This window comes from Actinocorallia aurantiaca, from assembly GCF_039533685.1.
GTDB classification, from domain to species: Bacteria; Actinomycetota; Actinomycetes; order Streptosporangiales; family Streptosporangiaceae; genus Actinocorallia; species Actinocorallia aurantiaca.
This window is the reverse complement of sequence record NZ_BAAATZ010000003.1, coordinates 43749-67013: the sequence shown is the minus strand read 5'-3', so window position 1 is coordinate 67013 and position 23265 is coordinate 43749. Positions and strand designations below refer to the sequence as shown.

At 71.8% G+C, this 23265-nt stretch carries 23 protein-coding genes; 19 read left to right on the top strand and 4 right to left on the bottom strand.

Annotated elements, in window-relative coordinates; all coding sequences use genetic code 11:
• Positions 1 to 138: 138 nt before the first annotated feature.
• The 4 genes from ABD327_RS03395 to ABD327_RS03380 are packed head-to-tail and all read right to left on the bottom strand — an operon-like array spanning position 139 to position 3606.
• Positions 139 to 1341: an ABC transporter permease gene (locus ABD327_RS03395; protein WP_344448623.1), complete on the bottom strand. Its 1203-nt coding sequence runs from the start codon at positions 1339 to 1341 to the stop codon at positions 139 to 141.
• Positions 1338 to 2000 (bottom strand): ABC transporter ATP-binding protein, encoded by a 663-nt coding sequence (locus ABD327_RS03390; protein WP_344448622.1) that lies wholly within the window; start codon positions 1998 to 2000, stop codon positions 1338 to 1340. Before ABD327_RS03390 ends, ABD327_RS03395 begins: the two co-directional genes overlap by 4 nt.
• Complete coding sequence (locus tag ABD327_RS03385) at positions 1997 to 3073, bottom strand: peptidoglycan-binding protein (RefSeq protein ID WP_344448621.1); 1077 nt, start codon at positions 3071 to 3073, stop codon at positions 1997 to 1999. The genes ABD327_RS03390 and ABD327_RS03385 overlap by 4 nt, the downstream gene beginning before the upstream one ends.
• A complete protein-coding gene (locus ABD327_RS03380) occupies positions 3070 to 3606 on the bottom strand; it encodes a hypothetical protein (RefSeq protein WP_344448620.1) in 537 nt (178 codons plus the stop codon). The genes ABD327_RS03385 and ABD327_RS03380 overlap by 4 nt, the downstream gene beginning before the upstream one ends.
• A gap of 127 nt (positions 3607 to 3733) precedes the next feature.
• On the opposite strand from ABD327_RS03380, the gene ABD327_RS03375 reads away from it, so the two are divergent.
• From ABD327_RS03375 to ABD327_RS03285, 19 genes are all read left to right on the top strand, one after another.
• A complete protein-coding gene (locus ABD327_RS03375; protein WP_344448619.1) occupies positions 3734 to 4390 on the top strand; it encodes a response regulator transcription factor in 657 nt (218 codons plus the stop codon).
• Between the two features lie 20 nt (positions 4391 to 4410).
• Complete coding sequence (locus ABD327_RS03370) at positions 4411 to 5562, top strand: sensor histidine kinase (RefSeq protein ID WP_344448618.1); 1152 nt, start codon at positions 4411 to 4413, stop codon at positions 5560 to 5562.
• 252 nt (positions 5563 to 5814) lie between these two features.
• On the top strand, positions 5815 to 7419 hold the full coding sequence (locus tag ABD327_RS03365; protein ID WP_344448617.1) for a dihydroorotase: 1605 nt from the start codon (positions 5815 to 5817) through the stop codon (positions 7417 to 7419).
• Position 7420: 1 nt separating this feature from the next.
• The gene (locus tag ABD327_RS03360; protein ID WP_344448616.1) at positions 7421 to 8191 is read left to right on the top strand and encodes an isochorismatase family protein; all 771 of its coding nucleotides are present in this window, start codon (positions 7421 to 7423) and stop codon (positions 8189 to 8191) included.
• Positions 8191 to 8769 carry an amino acid synthesis family protein gene (locus tag ABD327_RS03355; protein ID WP_344448615.1) on the top strand — a complete coding sequence of 193 codons (579 nt, stop codon included), beginning with the start codon at positions 8191 to 8193 and terminating at the stop codon, positions 8767 to 8769. The genes ABD327_RS03360 and ABD327_RS03355 overlap by 1 nt, the downstream gene beginning before the upstream one ends.
• On the top strand, positions 8766 to 9503 hold the full coding sequence (locus tag ABD327_RS03350) for an ABC transporter ATP-binding protein (protein ID WP_344448614.1): 738 nt from the start codon (positions 8766 to 8768) through the stop codon (positions 9501 to 9503). The genes ABD327_RS03355 and ABD327_RS03350 overlap by 4 nt, the downstream gene beginning before the upstream one ends.
• Entirely contained in the window at positions 9500 to 10324 is an 825-nt protein-coding gene (locus ABD327_RS03345) for an ABC transporter permease (protein WP_344448613.1), read from the top strand. Before ABD327_RS03350 ends, ABD327_RS03345 begins: the two co-directional genes overlap by 4 nt.
• Before the next feature lie 96 nt (positions 10325 to 10420).
• A complete protein-coding gene (locus tag ABD327_RS03340) occupies positions 10421 to 11578 on the top strand; it encodes a hypothetical protein (protein ID WP_344448612.1) in 1158 nt (385 codons plus the stop codon).
• Between the two features lie 90 nt (positions 11579 to 11668).
• Positions 11669 to 11836, top strand: coding sequence for a hypothetical protein (locus ABD327_RS03335; protein ID WP_344448611.1), 168 nt, complete (start codon positions 11669 to 11671; stop codon positions 11834 to 11836).
• Entirely contained in the window at positions 11833 to 13188 is a 1356-nt protein-coding gene (locus tag ABD327_RS03330; RefSeq protein ID WP_344448610.1) for an amidohydrolase family protein, read from the top strand. The genes ABD327_RS03335 and ABD327_RS03330 overlap by 4 nt, the downstream gene beginning before the upstream one ends.
• On the top strand, positions 13185 to 14372 hold the full coding sequence (locus tag ABD327_RS03325; RefSeq protein ID WP_344448609.1) for an amidohydrolase family protein: 1188 nt from the start codon (positions 13185 to 13187) through the stop codon (positions 14370 to 14372). Before ABD327_RS03330 ends, ABD327_RS03325 begins: the two co-directional genes overlap by 4 nt.
• A 13-nt stretch (positions 14373 to 14385) precedes the next feature.
• Positions 14386 to 15000: a DUF1989 domain-containing protein gene (locus ABD327_RS03320; RefSeq protein ID WP_344448608.1), complete on the top strand. Its 615-nt coding sequence runs from the start codon at positions 14386 to 14388 to the stop codon at positions 14998 to 15000.
• Positions 14997 to 16043, top strand: a complete 1047-nt coding sequence (locus ABD327_RS03315) for a hypothetical protein (RefSeq protein ID WP_344448607.1) — start codon at positions 14997 to 14999, stop codon at positions 16041 to 16043. The genes ABD327_RS03320 and ABD327_RS03315 overlap by 4 nt, the downstream gene beginning before the upstream one ends.
• The gene (locus ABD327_RS03310) at positions 16040 to 17404 is read left to right on the top strand and encodes an aldehyde dehydrogenase family protein (RefSeq protein WP_344448606.1); all 1365 of its coding nucleotides are present in this window, start codon (positions 16040 to 16042) and stop codon (positions 17402 to 17404) included. The genes ABD327_RS03315 and ABD327_RS03310 overlap by 4 nt, the downstream gene beginning before the upstream one ends.
• Positions 17401 to 18096, top strand: coding sequence for a class II aldolase/adducin family protein (locus tag ABD327_RS03305; RefSeq protein ID WP_344448604.1), 696 nt, complete (start codon positions 17401 to 17403; stop codon positions 18094 to 18096). Before ABD327_RS03310 ends, ABD327_RS03305 begins: the two co-directional genes overlap by 4 nt.
• 11 nt (positions 18097 to 18107) lie before the next feature.
• Complete coding sequence (locus ABD327_RS03300; RefSeq protein ID WP_344448603.1) at positions 18108 to 19352, top strand: aspartate aminotransferase family protein; 1245 nt, start codon at positions 18108 to 18110, stop codon at positions 19350 to 19352.
• Positions 19349 to 20749 (top strand): amidohydrolase family protein, encoded by a 1401-nt coding sequence (locus tag ABD327_RS03295; RefSeq protein WP_344448602.1) that lies wholly within the window; start codon positions 19349 to 19351, stop codon positions 20747 to 20749. Before ABD327_RS03300 ends, ABD327_RS03295 begins: the two co-directional genes overlap by 4 nt.
• Entirely contained in the window at positions 20746 to 22293 is a 1548-nt protein-coding gene (locus ABD327_RS03290; RefSeq protein WP_344448601.1) for a phytoene desaturase family protein, read from the top strand. The genes ABD327_RS03295 and ABD327_RS03290 overlap by 4 nt, the downstream gene beginning before the upstream one ends.
• A complete protein-coding gene (locus ABD327_RS03285; RefSeq protein WP_344448599.1) occupies positions 22290 to 23240 on the top strand; it encodes a class I SAM-dependent methyltransferase in 951 nt (316 codons plus the stop codon). The genes ABD327_RS03290 and ABD327_RS03285 overlap by 4 nt, the downstream gene beginning before the upstream one ends.
• The last annotated feature ends 25 nt before the right edge of the window (positions 23241 to 23265 follow it).

The following is a 23265-nucleotide window of genomic DNA, read 5'->3' as shown; positions in this document are numbered from 1 at the left end:
ATAGCCACAGAACCGGACGTAAACCGACCCGCAGCGATTCTTTAAACCCTCTTCGCCTCCCTCGGGTCCTCCGCCGATCACCGCTTGCCCGATCAGGCCCCGGCCCGCCGCCTCTCTGGACGGCGGGCCGGGGGCGGATCAGGGACTCACCAGCGCTTCGGTCGGGGAGACCCGGGCGGCGCGGACGGCCGGGTAGAGGCCCGCCAGCGCGCCGATGAGCAGGGTGGCGGCCAGACCCCCCGCCGTCGCCCACACCGGGACGAGGACGGGCCACGACCGGGACGCGGCGTAGCCCGCCGTCACCGCGGCGCCCGCGGCCACACCCGCCGTACCGCCCAGCGCCGACAGCAGGAGGGATTCGGCCAGGAACTGCGCCAGGACGTGGGCCCGTGTCGCGCCCAGGGAGCGGCGCAGGCCGATCTCGCCCCGCCGCTCCAGCACCGAGACGACCATGGTGTTGGCGATGCCGACCCCTCCGACCAGCAGCGCCACCGAGCCCAGGCCCAGCAGCAGCCCGGTGAAGGCCCGGTCGGTCGCCTGGCGGGCGGCCAGCGCGTCCGAGGGGCGGGAGACCTTCACCTCGCTGGGCGCCTGCGGGTTGGCCGTCGCGGCCAGCACGGTCCGCACCGCCTCGACCGCCGAGTCCCCGGTACGGGTGTAGACGGTCGTGGCATGGCCGTCGAAGCCCAGGCGGTCCTCGGCCGCGGGCCAGCCGATCAGCGCGGCGGAGTCCAGTTCCGGGGCGAGGGGCGCGGGGGCGAGGACTCCGATGACGGTGAACCACTCGCCGCCGAGGCGGATCCGGACGTCGGGCCCCGCGGAGCCGATGCCCAGGCGCCGAGCCGCCCGGGCGCCGAGGACGACGGCGGGATGGCGGGCCGTCGCCGCGTTGAGCCAGACCCCGTCGGCCACGGCGGCGCCGACCGTCCCGGGCAGGTCGAGCCCCGCGGCCAGGACGGAGATGCCGCCGCTCTCGCCCTCGGGGATCTCGTCGCTCCGGTAGACCTTGGCCCCGGGCACCTCGCCCGCGGCCGAGACCCGGCGGACCGGGCCGATCCTGGAGATCATCCCGACGGCCTCGTCGGGGAGCGAGGCCTGCTCCCCGAACATGGTGTTCCCGGGGGCGACGGTCAGGAGATCGGTGCCCAGGGAGGCGAGACGGCGGTCCAGTTCGGCGCGGCTGGACGAGGAGACGCCGACCACGGCGACCATCGCGGTGATGCCCAGGGCGATGCCGAGGGCCGAGAGGAACACCCGGACCGGGCGGGTGCGCAGGCCGGCGACGCCCACGCGCGGCAGGTCGCGCGGGCGCAGCCGGGAGGGGGGCGGCGGGGCGCTCATCCGGTCACCTCGCCGTCGCGGATCGAGATCCGCCGGGGCAGAGAGGCGGCGATCTCCCGGTCATGGGTGATGATCACGATCGTGGTGCCCGCCGTGTTCAGAGCGCTCAGAAGCCCCATCACCCCGGCCCCCGACACCGAGTCGAGGTTGCCGGTGGGCTCGTCGGCGAGCAGGAGGGGCGGCTCTCCGGCCAGAGCCCGGGCGATGGCCACGCGCTGCCTCTCGCCTCCGGACAGCTCGTTCGGCAGGTGGTCCAGGCGATCGCCCAGCCCCACACGGGCCAGGGCGGCCTCCGCCCTGCTCCTGCGCTCCTTCATGGGGATGCCGGTGTAGAGCAGGCCGTCCGCGACGTTCTCCAGGGCCGGCTGGCCGGACGTGAGATGGAACTGCTGGAACACGAAGCCGATCCGGTGCGCCCTCAGCGCCGACAGCCGGCGGTCGGGCAGCACCGAGACGTCGTGCCCTTCTATGCGCACGGTGCCCGCCGAAGGACGGTCCAGCGTGCCGATCAGATGCAGCAGGGTGGACTTCCCCGAGCCGGAAGGGCCCACGACGCCGACCATCTCCCCCGGTTCTATGGAGAGCGTGACGTCGCGGAGGGCCGTGATCCCGCCCGGGTAGGTCTTGGTGACGTCCTCCAGTTCGACCACGGCGGTCATGAGGCCGTCCCCACCTTCATGCCCTCGGTGAGCCCGTCACCGGAGACCTCGACCCAGCCGTCGGCGAACAGCCCCGTCTCGACCGCCAGGATGCGGGTGGTCGTGCCCTCCACGACCTCCAGGCCGTGGCCGCCCTCGGAAAGCGCCAGGAGGGACGCCACCGGCACGGCGAGCACGTCCTTCCGCCGGGAAGCGGTGAAGACGACGTCCACCGAAGCCAGGCCCAGCCCCTTCAGCTCCTTCTCGTCCAGGAGGACGACGGTGACCTCGAGCTTCGTCTCGGCTTCGTCCCCCTCTTTCTCCGCCGCCTCGATCACCGTCTCGGCCTCGGAGACCTTTCCGCGGATGGTCTTGCCGTTCGGCAGTTCGACGTCCACGGAAGTCCCCTTGCGGGCCAGCTCCTGATCCGACGCCTCCAGCTCGACCGTGACGGCGCGTTCCGTCTCCGTGCAGGTGAGCACGGCCGCACCGGGTCGCACGTCTTCACCGATCTCCGCGTCGTGCGCGCTTATGCGCACCGGCCCGTAGGCGTAGACGACACGGCTCTCCTCGACCGTGCCGGTCTCCGCCAGGCCCAGGTCCTCCTGCCATTCCTTCACCGCGGTGCCGGTGGCGTACGTGTACTCGTCATCGACGGTGAAACCCCGGTAGCCCAACGCCCACAGGTTCTTCTCGAACTGCTCGACGTCTGCGCCCTCCACACCTGTCGACAGCGCGCGGTAGGAGGGCAGCCTGCCGTACAGGAGCACGACAGGATCATCGTCCAGACGGTAGAGGGCTTTTCCTCGCTTGACCGTGGAGCCGGTGGCGGAGAGGGCCGTCACGGTCCCGTTCAGACGGGTGTTCACCGTACGGGCGGAGGCATAACCCAGGTCACCTGACTCTGTCCGGGTGTCGACAAGGGTCTTCTTCGTCACCTCGGCGGTGGCCGGAGGAAGAGCACTGTGCGCGTCCGCGGATCCGTCGTCGTTCTGGAAGCCGAAACCAGTGGCCGTCACGGCCGCCGCCCCGAGGGCGAGCAGCGCCGTCCCCCAGAGCGCCGCCCGGCCCCTGCGCGGCTGGGAGCGCCTCACCGGCCGCTCTCGATGCTGGTCCGCTTCTTGGGGCCGCCCATGCCGCAGGCCTTCTCCGCCTTCTTCAGCTCGGGGTCCGTCGGGTCGAAGCCCTCGTCGCCGTCGATACGGATGCCGCCGTTCTCGTCCGGGTCGGGGAAGTTCGGGAAGCCGTGCTCCCGGATGCATTGGGAAGCCTGCCGCGCCCTCTCCAGCTGCTCCGGATCGGCCTTCTCGGGAACGCCTCCGTTGGGCAGGTACTGCCGGCACTTCTCCGTCGCGGCCTCGACCTTCTCCTTGTCCGTGCCCGCGGGCACCCTCATATTGATGGCCTCGCCGTCACGCTCCGGATCAGGCATGTCGACGCCCTGCTCCCGCATGCACTTGACGTGGTCCAGCATCGCCTCGTACCCGTCCTTCTCGGCGGTGGGACTGCTGCTGGCGGTGGCCGTGCCGCCTGCCGTGGCCACCCCGTCGTCGCCGTCCCGCCCTCCGCATCCGGTGAGGCCCAGGACCAGCAGCAGGCCCAGAGCCGTACCCGTCTTCAAGCGCATGGTCGTCTCCGCTTCCCGGCCGGGCGAGTCCCGGCCGCCGGCTCCGAGTAGAGCGAGACGGGCGTTTCCCCGCCGTTTCCGAAAGGCTTAACGCCGAGGAAACGCCGCCTCGGGTAATCCAGAGGGTGTGCGAATCCTGGTGGTCGAAGACGAGCCGCTGCTCGCGGACGCCGTGGCCGAATGGCTCCGCGGAGACGCGCACGCGGTGGACGTGGTGCATGACGGAGCCTCCGCACTGGAAAGGATCGACGTCCACGACTACGACGTGGTGGTCCTCGACCGTGATCTGCCCGCCGTGCACGGAGACGACGTGTGCCGTGCCGTCGCCGCGGGCCGGTCGGCCGCACGGGTGCTGATGCTCACGGCCGCGTCCGGAGTGGAGGAGCGGGTGGCGGGGCTGACGCTGGGCGCGGACGACTACCTGCCCAAACCGTTCGCGTTCCCGGAGCTGGCCGCGCGGGTCGTGGCGCTGGGACGGCGCTCCCGTCCGGCGTTCCCGCCGGCCCTCGAACGCGCCGGCATACGCCTGGACCCGCACCGCCACGAGGTCTACCGGAACGGCCGGTACGTACCGCTGTCACGCAAGGAATTCTCGGTGCTCGCCGAGCTTCTGTACGCGGAAGGCGGGGCGGTGTCCGCGGAACGGCTGCTGGAGAAGGCATGGGACGAACACGCCGACCCGTTCACCAACGCGGTCCGGATCACGATCCTCAAGCTGCGCCGCAAACTCGGGGAGCCGCCCGTGGTGCTGACCGAGCCCGGAGTCGGGTACCGCGTCCCGTGAACGGGCCGCGCCCTTCCAGGATGACGATCCGCGCCCGGCTGACCCTGGTCTACGGCGGGCTGTTCCTGGCCGCCGGGATCGTCCTGCTCGGTGTGACGTACGTCCTCGTCTCCGCCCGGCTGTCCGGCCAGAGGGTCACCTCTTTCACAAGGTCTCCGACGACTCCCCCGGACGTGGTGTTCACCGAGGCGCCGGAACCCGGCGGCATCCTGAAGGAGGGGCAGTTCATCCAGAACGCCCAGCAGGATGTGCTCGGCTCGCTGCTCACCCAGGGCTCCGTCGCGCTCGTCGTGGTCGGGGCCGCCTCCGTGGCCTTCGGATGGCTGCTGGCGGGCCGCCTCCTCCAGCCGCTGCACCGGATGACCGAGACCGCCCGGCGCATCGCCGAGGCCCCCGCCGCCGACCGGGGCCTTCACGAGCGCATCGCGCTGTCCGGCCCGAACGACGAGGTCAAGCAGCTCGCCGACACCTTCGACGTCATGCTGGAGCGGCTCGACCACTCCTTCGACGGCCAGCGCCGTTTCATCGCCAACGCCTCGCACGAGCTGCGCACCCCGCTCACTCTCAACCGGGCCCTGCTCGAGGTGGCCGTCCACCGCAGGAACGCCTCCTCCGAGGTCCTCCAGCTCGGCGAGACGCTCCTGGAGATCAACGCCCGCCACGAGCGCCTCATCGACGGCCTGCTCATGCTCGCCCGCACCGAGCCGGAGGTCGTCGACGCCTCCTTCGTCGACCTGGCCGACATCGTGGAACACGTCTGCGCCCGGCTCCCCCAGGGCCCCGTCACGGTGCGCACCGAAGCCGGCGAGGCCCCCACCTCGGGCGACCCCGTGCTCCTGGAACGCCTGGTCCAGAACCTCGTGGAGAACGGCGTCCGCCACAACGTCCCCGAAGGCGGCCGGCTCCACGTCGCCACCCGGACCCTCCCCGACGGCTCCGCGTCCCTGGTGGTGAGCAACACCGGCCCGGTCGTCCCCCGTTACGAGGTCCCGTCCCTCTTCGAGCCGTTCCGACGTCTGAACGCCCAGCGCCTCGCCTCCCCCGGCGCGGGCCTGGGCCTGTCGATCGTGCGGTCGACGGCCCGCGCCCACAACGGCGACGTCCGCGCCGAACCGCGCGAAGGCGGCGGCCTGACCGTCACCGTGACGCTCCCCTGCGGCCCGGCGTCGTGACCGCCTCCGCTCCTGTCTCTGATCTGTCTCCGCCGGTTCCCGGAGAGGAGATTCCCGTGTGTCTCTTTTGTGTCCTGTCAGAGACACGGTGTTTCGCGCCGGTAAAACCCGGCTAGCTGCGTAAATGTGCGATTAAGAGGAAGTTTCGCCTCTTCAGTCCCCCTTGCTGCTGTGGTTGCATCCTCCTGACAGCAACAGGAGACAAGGCCGACGACGCTCCCGCAGCCGCCCTGTTGCTCGCCGGAGGCACACATGGCAGAGGAAAAACTCGACCTCAAAGTGATCAACGGCACGGTGGTGCTGGGCGACGGAAAGTACAGGCTCGGGATCGGCGTCAAGGACGGCGTCATCGTCGCGCTGGCCCCGGACGAGCTGCTGCCCGACGCCAAGGAGGTCGTGGACGCCCGAGGGAACTACGTGATCCCCGGCGTGGTCGACTCCGAGGCGCACCCGGGATGCTACGTCCCGTTCGAGTACGACATGCGGACCGAGTCGAAGGCCGCGGCCTGCGCGGGCATCACGACCTGGGGGATCCAGGCGCCCGTCACCCGGATGGGGACCGAGCCGTTCAAGGAGATCGTGGGCAAGGCCGACGTCGTCTCCTTCCACGAGGCGTTCCCCTCGGCCAAGCGCGTCATCGAGGACGTGTCGTTCACCGACGCGTACCTGACGTACATGCTGGAGACCGACGAGCAGGCCAACGAGATCCCCGAGTACGTCGAGCAGCACGGCGTCACGGACTACAAGCTGTACCTCCAGACGCGCGGCATGAAGGGCATGTCCGACGCGGAGGACAACAACTGGCCGTCGCGCCGCGCGGGGCTCGGCACCGGCATCGACGACGGCACCGTCTTCCGGGTGATGGAAGAGGCCGCGCACTACGGCGGCATGGTCCACATCCACCCGGAGAACTGGGAGATCGGCCGCATCTTCGAGGAGCGGCTGCGCAAGGCCGGACGCACCGACTTCGGCGCGTGGACCGACCGTTCGCCCGACTTCCTAGAGGCGCAGCACATCCGCGCCTACTCCTACATGGCCCAGCAGACTCCCGGCCGCGTGTCCCTCTACCTCCAGCACTGCACGACCCAGCTCAGTTTCGACGAGGTGCTGAAGGCGCGCGGCGAAGGCGTCGACGTCTACGCGCAGACCGGCCCCGCGTGGTTGTGGGCCGAGCCCGAGTACGGCTGGCGCATCAACGTCCCGCTGCGCCGCCGCGAGAACATCGAGGCCCTGTGGGTGGCGCTCGCCGACGGCATCGTCGACGTCGTCGGCTCCGACCACGTGGTGGGCTGGGAGCCGGCCACCTACGAGGAGATGTACAACGCCAACATCTGGGACTGCCGCACCGGCTTCTCCCGGGTCGAGATGCTGCTGCCCGTCCTGCTCTCCGAGGGCGTGGCCAAGGGCCGCATCTCCATCGAGCGCATGGTCCAGGTCGTCTGCGAGAACCCGGCCAAGACCGCAGGGCTGTGGGGCAAGAAGGGCTCGCTGCTGCCCGGCTTCGACGCCGACATCACGATCGTCGACGCGGGCCGCGAGGTCACCGTCGGCAAGGAGCACTTGAACACCCGCTCCGGCTGGTCAATCATGGAGGGACACACCTTCACCGGCTGGCCCGTCAAGACGATCCTGCGCGGCAAGGTCACCGCCGAGTGGGCCGACGATTCCCCCGGCATGCGCCCGGTCGGCGAGGCCCGCGGCCTCTACCTTCCCCGGACTCCCGCCGGCTCCAAGCAGGCGTACGCCGTCACCGAGCCGACCCGCGTCGCCCCCAGCAACCGCTGGCTGGGCACCGACTTCACCCGTCCGGGCTTCTCCAAGGAGACCCTCAAGTACACCGCCATGAAGGGGAACTGACGTGGGCGCCCTCTACGAGCGGGGCACGGCCCCGTGGGACGACGTTCTCGACGACACCGACCGCACCGTCTTCGAAGCGGCCGGATGGGGCCGCCGGGCCGGTTTCGGCTCGCGCCCGGCGATCGTCGTCATCGACGTCAACTACAACTTCTGCGGCGACAACGCCGACCCGATCCTGGAGTCCATCAAGCGCTGGCGCTACGCCTGCGGACCCGAAGCATGGACGCGCGGTGTGCCGGCCATCATCCGGATCCTGGAAGCGGCCCGGAGCAAGCGCCTTCCGATCATCTACACCACCAACCCGCGCCGCCCTGACGGCTTCGACCTCGGCGTATGGAACGACAAGAGCCACCGCTCCGAGGACGTCGTGGACGTCATGGGCCACCGCGGCAACGACATCGTCGACGAGGTGGCGCCCGAAGACGGCGACATCTTCATCGAGAAGCGCAAGCCGTCCGCGTTCTTCGGCACCCCGCTGATGAGCCACCTCACCAATCTCAAGGCCGACTCGCTGATCCTGATGGGCTCCACCACGAGCGGCTGCGTACGGGCCACCGCCGTGGACGCCATCTCCTACGACCTGAAGGTGACGATCCCGCACGAGGCCGCGTTCGACCGCTCCCAGCTGTCGCACAAGGTCGCGCTGATGGACGTCCACATGAAGTACTGCGACGTCACCGACACCGACGACGTCGTCGAGTACCTGGAGTCGCTGGAGGCGGGTCTGTTCGACGCCCAGTTCCCGCCGTCGGCGGCGAAGGCGGGGTCGTGATGGCGGGTTTCCCGATCCGCAGGTTCATCACCCAGGTCACCGAGGACCTCAGCTGCGAGGGCATCACCGCCGACAAGCCGCTGCGCAAGGTCGTCGTCGGAGCCGTCCTGGCCAACCCGTTCGCCGGCAAGTACCACGAGGACCTGTCCGCGGCCGTGGAGTGGTCGCCGGAACTCGGCAAGCTGCTCGGCGGCATGGCCGTGGAGGTGCTCGGCGAGCCCGCGCTCAGCTACGGCAAGGGCGGCATCGCCGGGACCGGCGGCTCCCAGGAGCACGTCGTCTCCTTCGTCACCACGCCGTTCGGCAACGCGCTGCGCGACGCGGTCGGCGGCGGCGCGGCCTGGGTCTCCTCGGCCACCTGCGTGGGCGCGGCGGGCACCCCGCTGACCCTCCCGCTCGCGCACAAGGACGCCCTGTACGTCCGGGACCACTACGACGCGGTCACGCTCTACCCGGCCGACGCGCCGTACCCGGACGAGGTCCTGGTCGCGGTGGCCGTCGCCAACCGGGGACGTCTCAACGCCCGTCTCGGCGGCATCTCCGCCGACGAGGTGGTCGGAAAGGACGGACTGACGTGACGAAGCCGGGTCCGCTGCTCTCGTTCAACGCCGTCACCAGGACCTTCGGGAAGGTCCAGGCCGTCGCCCCGGTCGACCTGCAGATCTCCGCGGGCGAGTTCGTCTCGGTGATCGGCCCGTCCGGTTGCGGGAAGTCCACGCTCCTCCGGCTGGCCTCCGGCCTCGACCGGGCCAGCTCGGGCGAGGTCGTACGGACGACCGACAACGTCGGGTATGTCTTCCAGGACGCCACACTGATGCCCTGGCGCACCGTCCGGCGCAACGTCGAACTCCTCGGCGAGCTCTCCGGCGCCAACCGCGGCAACGTGAAGATGCGCGCGCAGGCCGCTCTGGAGTCCGTCGGCCTGGCGGACTTCGGCGACCATCTGCCCCGGCAGCTGTCCGGCGGCATGAAGATGCGCGCCAGCCTGGCCCGCGCCCTGGTGCTCGAACCGGAGCTGTTCCTGTTCGACGAGCCCTTCGGCGCCCTGGACGAGATCACGCGGACCCGGCTCAACACCCAGCTCATGGAACTGTTCGTCGAGCACCGGTTCGGCGGGCTGCTCATCACCCACTCGGTGGACGAGTCGGTCTTCCTGTCCGACCGGGTGCTGGTGATGTCGGCCCGCCCAGGCCGGATCGTCGCGGAGTTCGCCGTCCCGTTCGCGTTCCCCCGGCCCCCGGAGCTGCGCTACACCGCGGAGTTCGCCGAGTTGTCCGGGCGGGTGGCCAAGGCCCTGGAGGAGGCGTCATGACCGCGCTCAAGCGCAGGCTCGGCCGGTTCCTGCCGCCGCTGGGCGTGCTGCTCCTGGTGGCGGCCGCCTGGTACCTGACCACCTACGTGCTGCTGGAGCCCGACCGGCGCTTCCTGCTGCCCCCGCCGCACGAGGTGGTCGACGAGGGCTTCCTCGACGCGAAGGTCCGGGCCGACCTCCTGGCGGCGGGCTGGGTGTCGATGAAGGCCGCGCTGATCGGCCTGGCCATCGCGTTCGTGATCGGCTCCGTGCTGGCCGTCCTGATGGCCCAGGCCCGCTGGATCGAGCGCTCCCTCTACCCCTGGGTGATCTTCCTGCAGACCATCCCGATCCTGGCGATCGTCCCGGTCATCGGCTTCTGGTTCGGCTACGAGCTGACCGCCCGGGTCGTCGTCTGCGTGATCATCGCCATCTTCCCGCTCGTCATCAACCCGCTGCAGGGCCTGCTCGGCGTCGACCGGGGCCTGCACGACCTGCTCACCCTGGCCCACGCCAAGCCGGTCACCCGGCTGATCAAGCTGCAGATCCCCGCCGCGATGCCGCAGGTGTTCACGGGGCTGCAGAGCGCCGCCGGCCTGGCCATCGTCGGCGCCGTGGTCGGCGACTTCTTCTTCGGCCGCGGCGAGATCGGCCTCGGCCTGCTGCTGTCGCGCTACAGCTCCCGGCTGGAGTCGGCCGAGATGCTCGCCGCGGTCTTCGCCGCCGCACTGCTCGGCATGGCCGTCTTCTGGATCTTCGGCGCGCTCGGCCGCCGGATCGTCGGGCGCTGGTCCGACGCCTGGGGAGCCGCCGAAAGGCAGTCGGCCCCGTCGGGCCCCTGAGAACCTCCCACCCGCGAGTCCCTCCTTTCGTTCTCCCGTCCCTTCTCCCCAGACCTCTCCCGGTCACCGCACCGGACGCCACGAAAAGGACGCCCCATGCCCGCCAACTCCTTCCTTCGCCGTGCCCTGGGCACGACGGCCCTGCTCACCTCCGTCGGCCTGCTCGCCACCGCCTGCGGCGGCGACGACACCACCGAAGCCTCCTCCGACCGCTCCGGAGTGCTCTCCGGGGTCTGCCCCGCCACCGTCGTCTTCCAGGCCGACTGGGAGCCCGAGTCCGAGCACGGCGGCCTGTACGAACTGCTCGGTGACGACTACGAGGTCGACACCGGCGCCAAGGCCGTCCGCGGCCCGCTGATGGCCGAGGGCGTGGACACCGGCGTCGACGTCGAGATCCGCATCGGCGGCGCGCCGGTCGGCTACCAGAGCGCCCAGTCGCTGCTCTACCAGGACAAGAAGATCATGTTCGGCTACGGCCGGGTGACGGAGTACCTGGTGACCCAGAAGAAGAACCCGCTCGTCGCGGTCATGGCGCAGCTGGAGAAGAGCCCCTACGCCGTCTACTGGGACCCTGAGACCTACCCCGCCGCCGAGAAGATCGCCGACCTGAAGGCCGACGGCGCCCGGATCCTCATGGGCCCCGAGGTGACGGTCTGGCAGGAGTACCTGGTCGGGACCGGCGTCATCGCGAAGTCGCAGGTCGACCAGAGCGACGCGCCCAAGCCCGCCACGTTCGTGGCCGCGGGCGGCAAGGACGCCGAGGCCGGCTTCATCACCGCCGAGCCGTTCATGTACGAGAAGGAGATCAAGGCCTGGGGCCGCCCGGTCAAGGGCCAGCTCATCCACGACACCGGCTACCCCGAGTACTTCCAGTCCCTCGTGGTCCGCAAGGAGGACGTGACGGCGGAGAAGGACTGCCTCGCGAAGCTCGTGCCGATCCTGCAGCAGGCCCAGATCGACTACATCACCGACTACGCCGGGACCAACGAGCTGATCGTCGAGCTGGTCGAGGAGTACGCCACCGGCTGGACCTACACCCCCGCCGGAGCCGAGTTCTCCGCCAAGGCCCAGCTCGACATGGGCCTGGTCTCCAACGGCGACGACGGGACCCTCGGCAACTACGACCTCGACCGCGTCAAGAAGCTCATCGGCCTGGTCGACGAGTACGCCGCCGACGCCGACGTCAGCGGCCTCACCCCCGAGGACCTGGTGACCAACGAGTTCATCGACGCCTCGATCGGCCTGAAGAACTGACCATCCCCTTCACGGGGGACGGCGCGCCTCCTCTCCCCGGCGCGCCGTCCCCCGCCCCCGCACCGCCCCCGACCCCTGAGTGAGGTCTCCATGTCCCGCGACAGCTACACGCTCGCCGTCGCCCAACCCCGAACCGCGCCTCCCGAACGCCGTGCCGAGAACGTCGGCCGGGCCGTGGAGCTGATCGCCGAGCCCCGCGACGGCCTCTTCGACTACCACGCCTACCACGCCCTGCCCGCGACGGAGGCCGCGTCATGAGCGGCAAGACGCTGATCCGGGGCGCGTACGTGCTCACCGGGGGTCCCGACGGAGCGCTCCGCGACGCGGCGGTGCTGGTCGAAGGCCGGGTGATCGCCGCGGTCGGCCCCTACGCGGAGCTGAAGGCCGCCCACCCCGACTCCGCCGAGCTCGGCGGGCCGCACGACCTGGTGCTGCCGGGCTTCGTCAACACCCACGGGCACTTCTCCGAAGGGCTGATCACCGGGCTGGCCGAGGGATACACCCTCTGGGAGTGGATCCACGCGCTCATCGACCCGGTGGTGCCGCACCTGGACCGCGCCTCGGCCCACATGGGCACGATGCTCTCCGGCATCCAGATGCTGCGCAGCGGCATCACCACGGCGAACGACATGTTCTGCTCCGATCCGGGCGCCGCCGAACCCCTGACCCCCGGCGTCGTCGCCGCGCTGGACGAGCTGAACCTGCGGGGCGTGGTCTCCTTCGGCGCCGGCGACACCCGCGTCCGCTCCGTCACCGCGCAGCTGGAGGAGCATTCGGCGCTCCTGGAAGCCGCCGAGGCGAGTCGGCTGAGCACGTTCCGGGTCGGCGTCGGCGCGGTCGGCGGGCAGAGCGAAGAGCTCTTCGCCGCCTCGGTCGAACTCGCCGTCGGCGGCGGCCACGGCGTGCACATCCACCTCCAGGAGGTCCGGGAGGAGGTCACCGCGACCTTCCAGCGGTACGGGGCCACGCCGATCGCGCACTGCGCCCAGGAAGGACTGTTCGGCGCACCGACGCTGGCCGCGCACTGCGTCTGGGTCGACCGGCACGACCGGCGGCTGCTCGCCGAGCACAACGTGGGGGTGGCCCACAACCCGGTCTCCAACATGATCCTCGCCTCGGGCGCGGCTCCCGTCATGGAGATGCGCGAGCTCGGCGTCAACGTGGGGATCGGCGTCGACGGAGCCGCGTCCAACGACGGTCAGGACATGCTGCAGGCGATCAAGTCGGCGGCGCTGCTGGCCCGCGTGCACGCGATGCAGGCGACCGCGATGACCGCCCGCGAGGCGTTCGAGATGGCCACGATCGGCGGTGCCCGGGCGCTGGAGATGGACGACCTGATCGGCTCCCTCGAAGTCGGCAAGGCCGCCGACGTGGTGGTGCTCGACGGCTCTTCGCCGACGCTCGCCAACATCCACGACCCCTACCAGGCCGTCGTGTACGTGGCCGGATCACGCGAGGTGAAGGACGTGCTGGTGGACGGACGGCCGAGCGTGGCGAACGGAGAGGTCGTCACGGTGGACACGGTGGAGATCGCCGAGCGGTCCCGTCCGATGGCCCGCGACCTGGTCCGCAAGGCCGGGCTGGCCCACCTCTCGGAGCTGGCGCGATGAGGATCCTGATCACCGGCATCGGCACCCTGCTCACCGGGAACGTGGACGCCCCCGTCGGGGAGCCCGGCGATCTGCTCGTCGAGGACGGGCGGATCGCGGAGCCGAACACCTCCGTCACCGCCGAAGAAGTCGACCAGGTCATCGACGTGAACGGCGCGACGCTCGCCCCCGGCCTGATCGACTCGCACTGCCACGTGGTGCTCGGCGACTACACGCCCCGCCAGACGGCGGTCGGCTTCCTCGCCTCCTACGTGCACGGCGGGATCACGTCCGTCATCTCCCCCGGCGAGATCCACCTGCCCGGACGGCCGCACGACGCCGCCGGGGTCAAGGCCCTGGCCGTCCTGGCGCAGCGCTCCTGGAGCGAGTACCGGCCCGGCGGGATGAAGGTCAACGGCGGCTCCGTCGTGCTGGAGCCCGTGCTCACCGAGGCGGACTTCCAGGAGCTCGCCGCCGAGGGGGTGCGCTGGGCCAAGTTCGGGTTCGGCCGCTACGCCGACCCCGCCGACGGGTTCGCTCAGGTCAGCGCCGCGCAGCGGGCCGGGATCCTGGTCACCTGCCACTCCGGCGGCGCCTCGATCCCCGGCTCCAAGCCGATCACCACCGAGCACCTGCTGCTGCTGAAACCCGACGTCTGCGGGCACATCAACGGCGGCCCGACCTCGCTGGACTCCGACGGGCTGCGCACGATCGTCCGCGACAGCGACATGGCGCTCCAGCTCGTCCAGGCCGGCAACCTGCGCAGCGCCATCGAACTGGTCGAGCTGGTGCGCGAGTACGGGGCGGAGCACCGGGTGGTACTCGGCTCCGACACCCCCACCGGGACCGGGACGATGCCGCTGGGCGTGCTGAAGACCGTCGCGGAGATCAGCTCGCTCGCCGGGGTGGACCCGGCGGTGGCGTGGGCGTGGGCGACGGGCAACGTCTCGTCGGTCTACTCGCTGGAGGCCGGGCTGATCGAGCCGGGCCGCCCCGCCGACCTGGTGGTGCTCGACGCGCCGTGGGGGTCGCAGGCCCCCGACGCGCTCGGCGCGCTCGCCCGGGGCGACATCCCCGGCATCAGCCTCGTGCTCATCGACGGCGAGATCAAGGCCCTGACCAGCCGGAACACCCCCGCCGCCGCGCGGCGCGCCCGAATCACCCCGCCCGTGCCCGAGCCGCCCGGCTCCGCACACGTCTGTTAAGAGGAGGAACCCCATGATCGTGGCCGATGTCCTCATCCCGGCCCAGGAGGGACGCGGGGTCCGGGTCGCCGCCGGGCAGCTGCTCGACCTGATCGACCTGGAGGGCAGCCAGGTCGCCGACCTCGTAGCCTACGACGCCGCCCAGCCCGAGGAGGAGTACCTCTCCCCCGCGCACACCGCGGCGGTGAACACCTCCGTGCTGCTGAAGGTCGGGCAGAGCCTGTACTCCAACCACCGCAACCCCCTGCTCACCATCGTCCGCGACGACGTCGGCGAGCACGACATCGTGGTGCCGTGCTGCGACGCCGAGCGCTACGAGTACTCCTACGGCGTGACGGGTCACCGCAGCTGCCTGGAGAACCTCTTCCAGGCCCGCGACCTGCTCGGACTGGACCTGGCGGTACGCGGCGAGAACGCCTGGAACGTCTTCATGCACAACCGGGTGACCGACGCCGGCGAGGTCGTCACCGACCCGGCGCTGCACCCGGCCGGCTCCACCATCACCCTGCGCGCCGAACGCGACCTGATCGTGCTGGTGTCCGCCTGCCCGCAGGACCTCAGCCCGTGCAACAACTACGACCCGACCTCGATGCGGCTGGTCGTCCGCGACCCGGAGGACGAGCAGTGACCACGGCATCCGAGCTGACCAGGCAGGCGCGCCTCCCCTCTTCCGCACGGAAGATCCGGCCGCCGTTCGCCATCGACCCGACGATGTGCTTCTACTCGCCGCAGGAGAACGTCGACTCCCTCCAGCACCCCAGGGTCGCCGAGTGGCTCGACTTCGTCCGGCGCGAGTGGACGCCCTCCGCGGTGCCGGGAGCCGAAGCGGGGCGGATCGCCGTGCTGATCCCATGCACCAAGTACAAGCCCTACCCGACGAGCCGTGAACACCGGGGCATCAACGCCGCGCTGCTCGCCGCAGGCTGGGAACCGTCCGGTGGGGACATCCCCGGCGGACTCGCCGAATGCCTGGAGCCCGGCGAGGACCCCCGCCTGCTCGACGTGTCGCCGATGGTCCGCGACGGGTGGGTGCTGGACCGGTTCGTGGTGAGCGAACCGCTCGCACTGGTGCCTTACGAGCACGTCTACCACTGGCGCGGCGAGCAGAGCCCTGCCGCCTCCTACGACGACCCGGGCCTGTTCGAGTCGCGCGGCACCTCCGTGACGCCCTACCGGACCGACAGCACCGCCACACCCGCGTCCGACGGGACGTGGCGCTGGGGACCGGGCGAACGCGAGGCGTACGCCGACATGCACAACGCCCTGGTCGAAGTGCTCGCCACGGCGCTGGGGCGCTTCGGTTCCGCCTACGCGGGGATCGGCGCGTGGGTGTCGCCCGGCCTCACCCACGTCAGCTTCCTGGCCGACCTGGCGCGCCGCAGGACCGACGGCATACCCGCGTCGCGCCGCGGCCTGACCGGCGCCAAGCCCCTGACCGGAGTGCTCGACCTGCTTCCCGGAGTGCTCACCCTGATGCCCACCCGGCCGCAGCTCGACACCGCATTCGAAGCCCTGGCCGCCCGCCTCGCCGAGCAGGGCCGCTCCTCTTCGCCGGGCTCGGCCCGCTCGGTGTTCGCCCGAGGCGACGGCCGCGACACCCCTCTGGCCCTCCCCGAAACCCTGGTCCACCTCACCGGCTGGATCGACGGCGTCACGGAAGGGCGTTCATGACCTCCCCCGACGCCGTTCCCGGCATCGTCGCCGCCGCCCGCGCGGCCTTCCCGGGCTGGCGTGACGCCGCCCCGCACGCCCGCGCCGACGTGCTCCGCCGCGCCGCCGACCTCGTCCGGGGGCGCTTGGAGGAACTCGCCGTCCTGCACGCCGGCGAGTCCGGCAAGGTCATCTCCCAGGCCCGCAACGAGGTCCGCGGCGCGGCCCGCCTGCTGGAGGTCAACGCCGAACTCGGCCGCACCTGGACGGGCACTCTCGCGCCGACCGGCGCCCTGCCCGGCGGCGAACGCGACCTCACCCTCGTGGAGCGTGTTCCCGTGGGCGTCGTCGTCGCGGTGATCCCGTTCAACTTCCCCGTCGAACTGACCGTCGAGAAGGCCGCCGCCGCCCTCGCCACCGGCAACGTCGTCATCGTCAAGCCGCCGCCGCAGAACCCGCGGGCCACTACCGAGGTCTGCGAGCTGCTGCACGAGGCGGGCGTGCCCCGGGACGTCCTCCAGGTGGTCCCCGGCGGCACCGAGCTGTCCGCCGCCCTGTGCGCGGCCCCCGGCGTCGACGCGGTCTCCCTGACGGGATCGGTCGGCGCGGGCGTCGCCGTCGCCTCGGCGACCGCCTCCCTCCTGCGCCCCCTCCACCTGGAGCTGGGCGGCAACGGCGCCGCGATCGTCCTGCCCGACGCCGACCTGGACCTGGTCGTCAGCGAGACCCTCCGCGGCCGCCTGCTGATGAACGGCCAGGCCTGCGCCGCCACCAAGCGCGTCCTGGCCCACCGATCCATCGCCGCCGACCTCACCGAACGCCTCCACGCCGCCCTGGCGGAGATCCGCCCGGAGGACCCGCTGAAGGAGGACGCCCGCCTCGGCCCCCTGATCGACGCCGGGGCCGCCGCCCGCGTCGCCGGGCAGGTCCGCCGCGTGGTCTCCGAAGGCGGCCGCCGGATCCTTGGCGCCCCCGAGGCGGACGGCCCCTGGTACGCCCCCGCCCTCCTGGCCGACGTCCCCGCGAGCGCCGCCGTGGCGTGCGACGACGAGATCTTCGGCCCGGTCTTCCCCGTCATCCCGGTCGAGGACGAGGCCGAGGCCGTCGCGGTCGCCAACTCCAGCGCCCTCCGGCTCACCGCCGCCGTCTTCTCCCCCGACCTGCCCCGCGCCATGGCCGTCGCGCAGCGGCTCGACTTCGGCGGCGTCGTCCTCAACGGCACCAACAACTACCGGCCTCCGGTGGTCCCGTTCGGCGGCGTCGGCCTGGCGGGCGCCGGGCGCGAAGGCGACGGCTACACGATCGAGGAGATGACCCGCACCCGCTTCCTGGCCATCCGCGGCCTCCGCCCCGCGGGCGCCCCTCTGGACGGCCCCCGATGAGCGTCGAGCGGATCCGGGAGGAGGTCGCCGAGACCGCGCGCATGATCGTGGCGGCCGGGCTGGTCGAGGCGTTCGGGCACGTGTCGGCTCGGCTGCCGGGAGGAGGGGTCGCGATCACCTCGACCCGGCCGATGAATCAGGCGCGTGCCGAGGACGTGGTCCTGCTCGACGAGTCGGGCGCGGCCGTCGGCGGCGCGCTGGAAGACGTGCCGTTGGAGATCTGGCTCCACCTGGAGACCTACGCGGCCCGTCCGGACGTGAGCGCGATCTGCCGCGGACACTCCCCCGCGGCCGTCGCCTGGGGCGTCTCGGACGCCGACCTGCCCGCGCTGCACGGCCTCGGGCTGCTCGCGGGACGCCGGGTGCGGGTGCACGACGACATCGCCCTGGTCTCCACCCCCGAACGGGGACGGGCCGCCGCCGAACGGCTCGGTCCCGACCAGGCCCTGCTGCTGCGGGCCAACGGGGCGCTCGCCGTGGGAGGGAGCCTCCTGGAGGCCGCGACCCGGCTGTACGCGCTCGAAGAGCGGGCGCGGGTGGCGATCGGCCCCTCGCCCTCCGCCGCCCGCCCCGTCGCCGAGGCCGAGTGGGACGCCCGTGAACCGGACGGCGTGAAAGAGCTGGTCCGGGCCTGCCGCTGGTTCGCCCACCGATTCCGCCCCGCCCGCAACGACCGGCACGACCAGAACTGAGGAGAAGACCGATGCTGAACTCGCTGGAGCCCTCGGCGACGATGACCGACGAGGAACTGGAGTCCTACCGGGACCGGTTCGCCGCCCACCTGTCCCAGACCGTGCCGGGGCGCAAGGAACTGGTGGTCTCCGCCGCCGACGCCTGCACGCTGCGGTCCGCCGACGGACGGGTGTACCTGGACATGACGTCGGGCATCGCGGTCGCCAACGTCGGGCACTCCCGCCCCGAGGTGGTCGAGGCCGTGCAGCGGCAGATGAGCCGGTACGCGCACGTCAACGTGTACGGCCGGTTCGTCATCCCCGAGCAGGTGGAGATGGCCGAACGGCTGTCCCGCGCGGCGGGCGGCGAGCTCAGCACCGCCTACCTGACGTCCTCCGGCGCGGAGTCCACGGAGTGCGCGCTGAAACTGGCCCGCAAGTACACCGGGCGGCCCAAGTTCGTCGCGATGGAACGGGCCTACCACGGGCGGACGTTCGGCGCCCTGTCGGTGAGCTGGCGGGAGCAGTGGCGGGCCCCGTTCGAGCCGCTGCTGCCCGAGGTGGAGTTCGTCCCGTTCGACGACCTGGAGGCCGCCGCGGCCGCGATCGACGAGCGGACCGCCGCGGTCATCGTCGAGCCGATCCAGGGCGAGGGCGGCATCCGCGTCCCGTCCGACGGGTTCCTTCCGGGGCTGCGCGAGCTGTGCGACCGCAGCGGGGCGCTGCTCATCTGCGACGAGGTGCAGGGCGGCATGGGCCGGGCCGGCGCCTGGTTCTCCCACCAGCTGTGGGGCGTGCAGCCGGACATCGTCACCTGCGCGAAGGCCGTCGGCGGCGGGCTTCCGCTGGGCGCGGTGCTGGCCCGCCCGGAGGTCTTCCAGACGTTCCTGGAGCCCGCGCTCAGCCACCTCACCACGATGGGCGGCAACCCCGTGGCCTGCGCGGCGGGGATCGCGGCCTTCGACGTGATCGAGCGCGAGGGGCTCGTCGACAGGTCCGCGCGGGTCGGCGAGTACCTGCGCGAACGGCTGGAGTCGGTACGCGGCCAGTTCCCCGACCTGCTCACCGACATCCGGGGGCGCGGCCTGTGGTGCGCCTTCGAGCTCAGCGTCCCGGCCCAGCAGGTGGCCGACGCGATGCAGGAGCGCGGCGTGCTCGTCGGCTCGGTCCTCAACTCCGAGGGCACGATCCGCGTGACGCCGCCGCTGGTCATCACCCCCGCCGAGATCGACGTCTTCATCGGCGTGCTCCGCACCGTCCTCGGGCGGCTGGCGTGAGCGGCCCGCCACCCGCCCGCGAGGAGGTCCTGATCCGGGCCGCCTGGGTGCTGACGGTCGGACCGGAAGGAGACGTCCCCGATGGCGCGGTGCACGTACGCGACGGCGAGATCGTCGCCGTCGGCCCCTACCCGGACCTGCGCGCGGCACTCCCCGACGTTCCCGTCACCGGCGACGGCACGGGGCTGCTCATCCCCGGCTTCGTCAACGCCCACACCCACCTGTCGGAGGCGCTGGCCACCGGGATGGGCTCGGAACTGACGCTCTTCGAATGGGGCGAGCGCCTCGTCGGGCCGCTGGGCTCGGTGCTCACCGAGGAGGACGCCCGCGAAGGCACCCGCCTGCGCGCCGTGGAGATGCTCCTGTCCGGCGTGACGACCGTCAACGACATGTTCGTCCACTGCAACGCCGAGGAGTACGCCAGCCTCGGCGTGGTCGCCGGACTCGAATCGGCGGGGATGCGGGGCGTCGTCTCCTTCGGCGCCGAGGACGTCGCCGCCCCGGGCCAGCCCGCCTGGGCGGACGTCACGCGGATCATGGCCGAGCAGGACGCCCTGGCCGCCGCCGCGGACGCCGCGGAGCTGGTCGTCTACCGGTACGGCGTCGGGACGCTGCTCGGGCAGAGCGACGAGCTGCTCGAAGCGGGCGTGGACGCCTGCCGCCGCCACGGCTGGGCCGTGCACACCCATCTGGCGGAGGTCCGCGAGGAACTCGTCGCCGCGGCGCAGCGGTGGGGGCGGCGGACCATCCCGCACGCCCTGCGCCTCGGACTGTTCGAACGGCCGCTGATAGCCGGGCACGGCGTCTGGGTGACCGAGCCCGACATCGAGATCCTCGCCTCGCACGACGTGGCGATCGCCCACAACCCGGTCGCCAACATGATCCTCGGCTCCGGCGTCTGCCCGGTGCCCCGGCTGCGCAAGGCCGGGATCGCGGTCGGCATCGGCACCGACGGAGCCGCCTCCAACGACGGCCAGGACATGCTCCAGGCGGTCAAGATGGCGGCGCTGCTGCAGAAGGTCCACACCCTGGACCCGTCGGTCATCGACGCCCCCGACGTGCTGCGTATGGCGACCCTGGACGGGGCGCGGGCCCTCGGGCTCGACCACCTCGTCGGAAGCGTCGAGCCCGGCAAGCGGGCCGACCTGGTGCTCCTGCAGGACTCCGTCTGCGTCTCGGTCCTCCACGACCCCTGCGGCCAGCTCGTCTACGGCGCCTCGCCGCGCGCCGTACGCGAGGTGTGGGTGGACGGGCGGAAGCTCGTCGACGACCACGCCTGCACCGTCATCGACGAACGGGAGCAGATCGAGGTCTGCCGCCCCCTCACCCGGCGGATCGCCGAGGCCTCGGGACTCGCCTCCACCGGCTTCTCACGGCTCGGAGGCACCGCGAAGTGAACACGGTCGTGATCGGAGGCGGGCACAACGGGCTCGTGGCCGCCGTCTACTTGGCCCGGGCCGGAGTGGACGTCACCCTCCTGGAGGCGTCCAAGACACCTGGCGGCTGCGTCTGGACGGAGGAACTCCCCGGCGGAGCCATCGCCGAACGCGGAGCCGTCGACCATGGAGGCGTCGCGGCGATCGCGTCCGACCTCGGGTTGGACGCCTTCGGCCTGAAGTACGTCGAACGCAGCCGCCTGCAGACGGTCCTCTTCGGTGACGGCGAACGCCGCGTCTTCGAGGTCTCGGCCGAGGAGACGGCAGCCGGATTCGGCGCTGACGGCACCCCGTACCTGGAACTCGTAGAGCAGGCGCGATCCTTCTTCTCCGTGCTGGACGGTTTCGGCAGTCCTCCGACGATGACCGAGCTGGCCGCCGTCCTGAACGGTCTACGCGGTGGTGACACGACCTTCCGGATGCTCCTTTCGTCAGCGGAAGCAGTTCTGGAACGCACCTTCAGCGACCCGTACCTGCGGGCTTCCCTCGCCCTCTACGCGGCGCACGGCCAGATCCCCGCCTGGGCGCCCGGTTCCGGAATGCTCGCGCTGCTGCTGCCGTCCATGCACGGCGAGCCCGCGGTGCGTCCGGTAGGCGGCTCCGGTGCCCTGGTCTCCGCTCTGGTCGCGGCGCTGGAAGCCGCCGGAGGGAAGATCCGTACGGAGGCCGAAGTCGTCGGCCTGGAGCGCTCCGGGGACTCCGGATACACCGTGATGCTGGAAGACGGAGACCGCCTCACCGCCGGCAGGGTCATCTCGACGCTGGACGTGCGGCGGACCACGGACCTGCTCTCCTCCCCGCCCGACGCGATGCGCAAGGCGGCCGGCAGCGTCACTTCAGGACGCTTCAACGTCTGCGAACTGACCATCTCACTGACCGGGCTCACCCCTCCCGAACCCTTCTCGGACCCCACGGGCCCCCTCTGCTTCGTCCAGGACGGCCTGGAAGACCTGCGGCGGGGCTTCGGCGACGTCATCGCCGGGCGCCTCCCCGAATCCCCTTGGGCGATGGTCACCGGCGCCGGGACCGGGCTGTGGGTCTCCTCGGTGGTCCCCTTGCACCGCGCCGACGGCCCGTGGACCCCCGGTCTGGAGGAGCAGGCCGCCGAACGCGTCCTCGCCTCCGTCTCCAAGGTCCTGGGAACCGACCTGTCCGGCGACCTCCTCGTCACCGGCCCGGCCACGTGGGCGCGGCGGCTGCACGGCGACGGCAACCCCAACCACCTGGATCTGAGCGTCGACCAGCTGCTCGGCTGGCGTCCGCCGGGCCTGAGGGCCCCCCGCACCCCGCTGCCCGGCCTCTACCTCGCCGGAGCCGGAACCCACCCCGGCGGCGGCCTGTCCGGCGTCTCCGGCAGGACCGCGGCCACCGCCCTCCTCGCCGACGCAGGCCGCCCCGCCCCCGTCGACGGGCTCTGGACCAGGACCCGCCGCGAGGCGGCCGGACTGCGGTCCGGCCTCCGTGCCTACCGGGCGATGCGCGCCACCGAAAGGAAGACCCGTTGAAGAACGCCTTCGAACTCATCGACGCGATGACCGGCTACCAGCCCGCCGCGGTGATCGCCGCCGCCTGCCGCCTGGGCGTGTTCGACGCGCTCGGCGACGCCCCCCGCGAGGCCGCCGCCCTCGCCGCGGAGCTGGGCCTGGCCCCCGCCCCGACCGGCACGCTGCTCGCCTCGCTGACCGCGCTCGGGCTGCTCGGCCCCGGCAACGCCCTCACCCCCCTGTCCGAGCGGCTGCGCACGGGCGCGGACCTGGAGCTCCTCGTCCGCAAGGAGTCGTTCTTCGCCCGGGTGTGGACGGATCTGGACCCGACGATCCGCACCGGCGAACCCCGCCTGGCCCCCTGGGCCGAACGGCTGGAACGCGAACCGCGGGTCGCCCGCGACTTCCTCGCCGCCCTCGTCACCCTCGCCCGGGAGACCGGCCCCGACCTGACCGCCCTGCCGGAGTTCGCCCCCGGCAGGCGTGTCCTGGACGTCGGCGGCGGCCTCGGCTCCTACGCGGTCCCCCTGGCCGCGGCGGGCGCCGACGTGACGCTGGTCGACCTGCCGCGGGTCGTCGACTGGGCTCGCGCCGAACTCCCCCGAAACGTGAAGACCCTCGCCGCCGACGTCCTGAACGAGCCTTCTTGCGGCGTCGAACCCGGCTCGGCGGACACCGTACTGATCTCGCATCTGCTGCACGACCTCACCGACGAGCAGTGCGTCCGGGTGCTCCGCGGAGCCCGTGCCGCGCTCGCCCCCGAAGGCCGTGTCGTCATCGTGGAGATCCCCGGCGACTCCCCCGGGACGATGGGGCCGCTGTTCGACCTGATGATGCAGGTCGAGGCTCCCGGAAGAGCCAGGACACCCGAGGCGCTCAGAGGTCTGCTCGCCATTGCCGGGCTGTCCGGAATCCGGGAGGCGGCCTATCCTCGTCCCGTTCTGGTATTGGTCGGAGAAACTGGATGAGTGGTGCTGCCTTGTTGACGCTTAA